The 7,991-nt window shown below is 59.4% G+C and carries 8 protein-coding genes; 4 read left to right on the forward strand and 4 right to left on the reverse strand.

All coding sequences use genetic code 11. The annotated features are described in order from the left end of the window. Positions 1-76: 76 nt before the first annotated feature. Complete coding sequence (pobA, locus tag F8N44_RS26515) at positions 77-1,261, reverse strand: 4-hydroxybenzoate 3-monooxygenase (RefSeq protein WP_412071561.1); 1,185 nt, start codon at positions 1,259-1,261, stop codon at positions 77-79. 186 nt (positions 1,262-1,447) lie between these two features. Between pobA and F8N44_RS26520 the strand changes: the two genes are divergently transcribed. Continuing rightward, positions 1,448-2,332 (forward strand): helix-turn-helix domain-containing protein, encoded by an 885-nt coding sequence (locus F8N44_RS26520; protein WP_116030017.1) that lies wholly within the window; start codon positions 1,448-1,450, stop codon positions 2,330-2,332. Positions 2,333-2,467: 135 nt separating this feature from the next. Here F8N44_RS26520 and F8N44_RS31430 read toward each other — a convergent pair whose 3' ends face one another. Both F8N44_RS31430 and F8N44_RS26525 read right to left on the reverse strand, forming a co-directional pair. Further along, positions 2,468-2,644 (reverse strand): hypothetical protein, encoded by a 177-nt coding sequence (locus F8N44_RS31430; RefSeq protein ID WP_008085463.1) that lies wholly within the window; start codon positions 2,642-2,644, stop codon positions 2,468-2,470. A 218-nt stretch (positions 2,645-2,862) separates the two neighbouring features. Beyond that, positions 2,863-3,768 (reverse strand): LysR family transcriptional regulator, encoded by a 906-nt coding sequence (locus F8N44_RS26525; protein ID WP_224794818.1) that lies wholly within the window; start codon positions 3,766-3,768, stop codon positions 2,863-2,865. Between the two features lie 114 nt (positions 3,769-3,882). On the opposite strand from F8N44_RS26525, the gene F8N44_RS26530 reads away from it, so the two are divergent. Together F8N44_RS26530 and F8N44_RS26535 are read left to right on the forward strand one after the other, a co-directional pair. Further along, the gene (locus F8N44_RS26530) at positions 3,883-4,761 is read left to right on the forward strand and encodes an MBL fold metallo-hydrolase (protein ID WP_150652385.1); all 879 of its coding nucleotides are present in this window, start codon (positions 3,883-3,885) and stop codon (positions 4,759-4,761) included. Positions 4,762-4,806: 45 nt separating this feature from the next. Next, complete coding sequence (locus F8N44_RS26535) at positions 4,807-5,421, forward strand: NAD(P)-dependent oxidoreductase (protein WP_150652386.1); 615 nt, start codon at positions 4,807-4,809, stop codon at positions 5,419-5,421. 195 nt (positions 5,422-5,616) lie between these two features. On the opposite strand, the gene F8N44_RS26540 is transcribed toward F8N44_RS26535, so the two are convergent. Continuing rightward, complete coding sequence (locus F8N44_RS26540; protein ID WP_150652387.1) at positions 5,617-6,498, reverse strand: LysR substrate-binding domain-containing protein; 882 nt, start codon at positions 6,496-6,498, stop codon at positions 5,617-5,619. Between the two features lie 228 nt (positions 6,499-6,726). Here F8N44_RS26540 and F8N44_RS26545 point away from each other — a divergent pair. Continuing rightward, positions 6,727-7,991 (forward strand): 5-guanidino-2-oxopentanoate decarboxylase (locus tag F8N44_RS26545; protein ID WP_150652388.1); only part of this gene is annotated, 1,265 nt, incomplete at its 3' end.

A 7,991-nucleotide genomic window follows, 5' to 3' on the forward strand; every position in this document is an offset into this window, starting at 1 on the left:
CAAAACCTGCGGGCAGTGAGAGTCCCGCAGATCGTCAGGCGAGCGGGGATGCTCGCCAGTGTAAGTCGGTAGGAAGCTATTCGATAGCCTCGTACGGAAGTCCGACGTAATTTTCTGCAATGGTTTTTCGCCCTGCTTCTGAACTGACAAAGTAGTCCAGTTCCGAGGCGCTGATGCGCTGGCTGAAAGCGTCGTGATCATCGAAGCGATGCAGCATAGAGGTCATCCACCAGGAAAAGCGCTCGGCCTTCCACACGCGGCGCAGGCAGATTTCCGAGTATTTCTCCAGGAGATCGGTGCGGCCGTCGCGGTAAACCTTCAGCAGAATATTGAACAGCGTACTCACGTCACTGGCGGCCAGGTTCAAACCCTTGGCGCCGGTGGGCGGGACGATATGCGCGGCGTCTCCGACCAGAAACATCCGTCCGTACTGCATCGGCTCAACGACAAAACTGCGCAGCGGCGCGATGCTTTTTTCAATCGATGGGCCGGTAACCAGTTTCTCGGCAAGCGCCACCGGCAGGCGATTTTTCAATTCATCCCAGAAGCGCTGATCGCTCCAGTCATCGACATTTTCATCCGCCGGCACTTGCAGGTAATAGCGGGTGCGGGTGGCCGAACGCATGCTGCACAGGGCGAAGCCGCGTTCATGGCGGGCGTAGACCAATTCGTCATGCACCGGCGGGGTGTCGGCGAGAATCCCCAGCCAGCCAAACGGATAAACCCGCTCGAAGACTTTCAAACTATCGGCCGGAATCGACTGCCGGGCTACACCATGGAAACCATCGCAGCCGGCGATGTAGTCGCAATCGACGCGAAAGGTTTCGCCGTCCTTTTCAAAGGTGACAAACGCCTCGTCGCTTTTCATGCCATGAGGAACGACATGGCTCGCCTGGTAAATCGTCGGCGCGCCGGCCTCCCGACGAGCGGCCATCAGGTCGCGAGTCACCTCGGTCTGGCCGTAGATCATCACGGTCCTGCCGCCGGTCAATGCGTGCAGATCGATGTGCACCTGACGCCCGTCCAGGGCCAGATCGAAACCACCATGCACCAGTCCTTCGGCGTCCATGCGCTGACTCACGCCAGCCTGACGCAACAGCTCTACCATGCCTTGTTCAAGCACACCGGCGCGGATGCGCCCGAGGACATAATCGGGTGTCTGACGTTCGAGGATGAGGGTGTCGATGCCGGCGTTGTGCAACAACTGACCGAGGAGCAATCCGGACGGACCGGCGCCGATAATGGCGACTTGGGTTTTCAGCGTTTTCATTGTTTTTATGACTCGCAAGCTTCACGCGGCCAAGACCGGTGAATGATTTTTATGGATCGAGTGCTTGCATTTTTCCCTTGCGGGTCTGTCAATTGAAGGTGAAAACTGAGCCGATACCTGTACATTCTGCCAATCGGTGCGATTATCGCCCACAACCCCGAGGCCTGGATTGAAGTGATGAACAAGCCTGAGCTGCCTTCGATTCCAGTGTTCAAGCTCTACGGTGAAAGCCTGGACTGGCCGACCCCCGACTTGCTGCACTGTGAAACCATTTCCTCCCGCAGTCGCGAACACGAGTGGGAAATCAAACCCCACCGCCATGCTGATTTGTGCCAGTTACTCTTCGTCTTCAAAGGTCAGGCAGAGCTTGAGATCGAAGGGCAACGCACGCAACTCGACACCCCGGCCATTCAAGTGCTGCCACCGTTGTCGGTGCACGGCTTTCGTTTTTCCGAAGACGTCGAAGGCTTCATCGTTACCCTCGCCACGCCGCTGATCAACCATTTGCAGGCGCAACTGGGCGATTCGGTACACGCGCTGGCCAGTGCAGAAAACTACCCGGCCGGCAACGACGGCGATTACCTCAACAGCCTGTTCTCGGCGTTGCAGGCCGAATACAACGGTCATCAACCAGCACGTGAAATGCTCATGCATTCGTTGGTCAGCGTGATCATGGTCTGGGTCAGCCGTCAGGCGATCGTGCGGCACAAAGCCAGTCAGCGGCCGCAACGTCAGCGCGAATACCTCAATGGTTTTATTCAATTGGTCGAAGAGACATATCGCCAGCACGTGAAGGTCGAGGACTTGGCGCATCGCCTGGGGATTTCGGTGTCGCACCTCAACGGCACCTGCCGAGAATTGGCGGGGCAACCGGCGTTGCAGATCATGCATGAACGGCAGTTACTGGAGGCCAAGCGTTTGCTGACGTACACCAGCATGACGATTTACGAGATGTCGGAGTTGTTGGGGTTTTCCGATCCGACCAACTTCACGCGCCTGTTTCGACGCCGGGTGGGGATCTCGCCAAAGGCTTTCCGCGACAGCCTGAAGGCCGAGCAATAATCCTCTAAGCGCTGCGGTCTACTGTGGGAGCGAGCCTGCTCGCGAATGCGGTGTGTCATTCAGCATCAATATTGACTGACACACCGCGTTCGCGAGCAGGCTCGCTCCCACAGGATCACATTCCAGGCAGCTAAATCAGCGCAATGCATTCAGCGTGGCATTGTGCGGAATACAGCGCTCGAAATTGCAGCTCGCATACTCGCGCGGCAGCTGTCGCAGCTGTTCGACCCGCCAGGCGGCGGTGCCGTACAGCGCCAGCGTCGCGGCGCAGGTGATGAAAATCGCGAAGTACCTTCTTGTTTTGATGTTCATGGCGTAGACCTCTGAACGCATACCTTGCGGTATTACTTTCAGCATAGGTCAGCGGCGGGGAGTTGCCAGCGAGTGCGCTCAGGGTTGTAACCCGGTATTCAGCAAACTCATAGACAACTGTGGGAGCGAGCCTGCTCGCGAATACGGTTTATCAGCCAATGCAAAGGTGTCTGACACACCGCTATCGCGAGCAGGCTCGCTCCCACAGTTAAACGGGTTTACAGGCCGGTATCCCATTCGGGGTTTTCAGGGAATCTGAGCACCAGAAAATCCAGCATGCTGCGCAGCGCCGCCGGCATGTGTTTGCGTGAGGCGTACACCGCGTAGATGCTCATCTGCCGCGGCTCGGCATGGGGCAGCAGGCGAACCAGCTCACCGCTGTGAATATGCACCCCGGCCTGATAGGTCGGCAGCATCGCCACCCCCGCGCCGGCCAGTGTCGCGCGCAATATCGTACTGGCCTCGTTGGCGCTGATATTGCCCTGTACCGGCACAGAGACCGGTTCGCCATCCTCCTCGAAATGCCACAGGCTTTTGTCGAAATACGAGTGCGTCAGGCAGTTGTGTCGACTCAACTCCTCGACCTGTAACGGCGCCGGGTGTTCTTGCAGATAAGCCGGCGCGGCGCAGACCACCGAACGACAAACGGTCAGGCGTCGCGCGATCAGGTTGGGGTCGAGATCGTTACTGGTACGAATCGCCAGATCGATGCGCTCATCCACCAGATTCACCGTGCGATCGAGCATTTGCAGATCGATGCTGACACCGGGGTAGCGTTTGACGTAAGCGGCCATCGCATCCGCCAGTTGTGCCTGGCCAAACGAAGTGCTGACGCTGATCCGCAGCAAGCCGCGCGGGGCATCGTGGGGCTCGCTGACGGCCGCCTGCATGTCCGTCGACAGTTCGATCATCTGTCGGCAGCGCGGCAGGATCTCGCTGCCGGCGGCGGTCAGGCTCAATTTGCGTGTGGTGCGGTGCATCAGGCGTGCGCCGACCCAGTCCTCCAGCTCCGCCAGATAACGTGAAACCACCGGTCGCGAAAGGTCAAGATGATCAGCCGCTGCCGACTGGCTGCCCAGATCCACCACGGTGACAAACACCCGCATTGCTTGAAGACGATCCATGATTTGCCCGCTTTCAGAAACAAACTATGTTCAAGCATCGCATTTTTTGTACCGAGTCAGGCAACTAAGCTCTGTCCCATCGCCAAACACGGCATTCGGATACCGGAGCAACAGATGATCGGCTTCACCACACTCAAACGAGTTCTGCTCGCCACCGCTTCCCTGGGTTTCGCCGCGCATGCCGCTGCTGCCAACCTGACTCTCGATGTCTACAATCCGGGGAATAACGCGATTTTCCCGGTGACCTCGGTGCTGGTCAGCGGTGAGAAAGACGCGATCCTCGTTGATGCACAATTCGGCAAGTCCCAGGCTGAACAGGTGGTGGAAAAGATCCGCGCCAGCGGCAAGCACCTGACCACCATTTACATCAGCCATGGTGACCCGGATTACTACTTCGGCCTCGACACCCTGACCCAGGCCTTCCCGGACGCCAAGGTGCTGGCTTCGCAACCGACCGTTGATCACATCAACAAAACCGTTGCCGGCAAACTGGCTTTCTGGGGCCCGAAAATGGGTGCTGATATTCCGGCGAAAACCATCGTGCCGGGTGTGCTCATGGGTGACAGCCTGATGCTCGAAGGGGAGAAATTGCAGGTGGTCGGCCTCGAGGGCAAGCAGCCGGATCGCAGCTTTGTGTGGATCCCGTCGCTCAAAGCCGTGGTCGGTGGTGTGGTTGTCGCCGAGAACATTCACGTATGGATGGCCGACACCCAGACCGCGCAATCCCACGCCGACTGGCTGGAAACCCTGCACTCGATCGAAACCCTCAAGCCGAACACCGTGGTGCCGGGTCATTACCTTGGCAACAGCAGCCGTTCGCTGGCCAGCGTGAAATTCACCGCCGACTACATCAAGGCTTTCGATGCTGAAACTGCCAAGGCCAAAGATTCCACCGCACTGATCGCCGCAATGAAAAAGCGCTACCCGACACTCGGCGAAGAAAGCTCGCTGGAGCTGAGCGCGAAGGTCGCCAAGGGCGAAATGCAGTGGTAAGTCGAATCTGAAAACGCAGCACTCTCAAGCCAACTGGAGAATTTCATGAGCAAGATCGCAATCATTGGTGCCACCGGCCGCGCCGGTAGCCAACTGCTGGAAGAAGCCCTGCGTCGTGGCCATAGCGTCACCGCTATCGCCCGCGACACCTCGAAGATCGGCGCGCGTAACGGTGTGGTCAGCAAGAATGTCGATGTGCTGGATTCGACAGCGTTGCAAGACGCGGTGGCTGGTCACGATGTGGTGATCACCGCCGCGCATTTCGCTACCGTTCCTGCGAGCGCTATTGTCGGGCCAGTGAAGCAGGCGGGAGTGAAGCGTCTGTTGGTGGTGGGCGGTGCCGGTTCTTTGTTGCTGCCGGACGACACACGGGTGATCGACAGCGCGGGTTTCCCGGCAGAGTACAAAGCTGAAGCCAGTGCCGGTGCGGCGTTTCTTGAGGCGTTGCGTCAGGAGCAGGAGCTGGACTGGACGTTCCTTTCGCCGTCGGCGGAGTTTGTCGAAGGTGAGCGCACGGGTACTTTCCGCGTCGGTCAGGATCATTTGCTGGTGAGTGCCGAGGGGCGTAGCTGGATTACTTTTGCTGATTACGCGATTGCGCTGATCGACGAAGTGGAAACGCCGAAGCATTCGCGTCAGCGGTTTACTGTTGGTTATTGATTTACAGCTTCCCCTCACCCCAGCCCTCTCCCGAAGGAGAGGGAGCCGACCGAGGCGTATTGCTTCCTACATCGACCTGAAAAATCGAGTCGATTATGGATTCAACACAGTAATTTCACGTCGGCGTATTTCTATAGCATCCCCCGATCAGTCCCCTCTCCCTCTGGGAGAGGGTTAGGGTGAGGGGAAACAGCCTCACCGCAAATGCGCCTGCTCAACCAACCAAATCATCAATTCTTCAAGCGGCGGCGATGCCTCGATCCCCGGCGGCAACACCACGTAATACGCCAGCCCCGTCTTCACCTTCAACTCAAACGGCATCACCAGCCGCCCCGCGCGCAAGTCATCACCAATCAACGACCAATCCCCGATCGCCACCCCCGTCCCGTGGGACGCCATCGACATCGCCTGATCCAGCGTTTCGAAATGCTGGCCGCTGCCGATGTTGTTCAACTGCAGCCCGGCTGCGTTCAGCCACACCGACCAATCCTGAATATCGTGCGTCGGATGTAGCAACAGATGCTGCTGCAAATCCGCCGGTGCATTCAATACCGGCGACCCCTTGAGCAACAGCGGCGAGCACACCGGTGTCAGCTGCTCGTCGAACAGGTGCAACGCGCCCGGCGAGTTGTCGGGCGGCGGGCCGTAGATCACCGCTGCATCGAATTGCTCGCGCTGAAAATCCACGCCGTGTTGCAGCGAGGCCGTGAGTTTCACCGGCACGTCCGGGCGGTCTTTCTGCCATTGCAGCAAGCGCGGCAGCAGCCAGCGCATCACGCAGCTCGGCGCTTTGAGTTGCAGGGTTTCGCGCTGCAGGCCGATTTGCTCGGTCGCTTCGCTGATCAGGCCGAAGACTTTTTCCACTCGCGGTAGCCATTCACGTCCTTCGGCGGTCAGCGCCAGGCCACGGGCCAGACGGATAAACAGCGGATAACCGAGATGCTCTTCCAGCCCGGCGATCTGCCGGCTCACCGCGCCCTGGGTGATGTGCAACTGCTCAGCGGCGCGGGTGAAGTTGCAGCACTGCGCGGTGATCAAAAACGTATGCAGGGCGGGCAGAGGAGGCAGTCGTTTCATGGGGAACCAAGGTATGACGTGAGGACATGGCTAGTATGACTTTTAATCGATTGTTGCCGCTACCTGCCGACCGTTCCAATGAAGCCATTCCACGGACCCTGTGGGAGCGAGCCTGCTCGCGAATGCGGTCTGACATTCAACATCTCTGTTGCCTGACACACCGCTTTCGCGAGCAGGCTCGCTCCCACATTGGTTCGGTGTTTTCAGCGAGCGAGAAGGGCAATCGACATGGCGACGTGTGGCGAAGTACTGGTCAAGTTACTCGAAGGTTATGGGGTCGGGCAGGTGTTCGGCATTCCCGGCGTACACACCGTGGAGCTGTATCGCGGGCTGGCGCGTTCGAGCATTCGCCACGTCACGCCTCGGCATGAGCAGGGCGCCGGTTTCATGGCTGACGGCTATGCGCGCACCAGCGGCAAACCGGGAGTGTGCTTCATCATCACCGGGCCGGGCATGACCAACATCACCACCGCCATGGGCCAGGCCTACGCCGATTCGATCCCGATGCTGGTGATCTCCAGTGTGCAATCGCGCAGTCAGTTGGGCGGCGGGCGCGGCAAGCTGCATGAGTTGCCGAATCAGAGCGCACTGGTCGCAGGTGTTGCGGCGTTCTCGCATACCTTGATGTCCGCTGCTGAATTGCCGGTGGTGCTGGCGCGTGCTTTTGCGTTGTTTAAGGCCGGTCGTCCGCGTCCGGTACACATCGAAATTCCTTTGGACGTGCTGGTCGAAAACGCTGATGACTTGCTCGCCAGTGTGCCGGTCAATATCGACCGCGCCGGCGCTGCGCCTGCGGCCGTCAAACGCATGAGCGAGCTGCTGGCTGAAGCCAGACGTCCGCTGATTCTGGCCGGTGGCGGTGCCATCGACGCAGCGCCGGAGCTGACTAAACTTGCCGAGTTGCTCGACGCTCCAGTGGCGCTGACGATTAATGCCAAAGGCATGCTGCCGGGTACCCATCCGCTGTTGATCGGCTCGACCCAGACGCTGGTCGCCACCCGCGCGCTGGTCGCTGATGCCGATGTGGTTCTAGCCATCGGCACTGAATTGGCCGAGACCGATTACGACGTGACCTTCGCTGGCGGTTTCGAGATTCCCGGCAAACTGCTGCGCATCGATATCGACGCCGACCAGACCGTGCGTAACTACCCGCCGCACCTGGCGCTGGTGGCCGATGCGCGCAATGCCGCGCAAGCCTTGCTGAACTCGCTGTCGCAGGAAAAACTTGCCGCGCGCAGCCGCGATTGGGGTCAGGCCCGTGCCGGTAAACTGCGCGCCGAACTGGCCGCGAGCTGGGACGCGCCGACCCTCGCACAAACCCGTTTCCTCGACATCGTGCTCGATGAATTGCCGAACGCCGTATTCGTCGGCGATTCCACGCAACCGGTGTACACCGGCAACCTGACGTTCAACCCGGATCACCCGAGCCGTTGGTTCAATGCCTCGACCGGTTACGGCACCCTCGGCTACGCCTTGCCGGCAGCGATTGGTGC

It is taken from the genome of Pseudomonas fluorescens, assembly GCF_902497745.1.
GTDB lineage: Bacteria > Pseudomonadota > Gammaproteobacteria > Pseudomonadales > Pseudomonadaceae > Aquipseudomonas > Aquipseudomonas fluorescens_BM.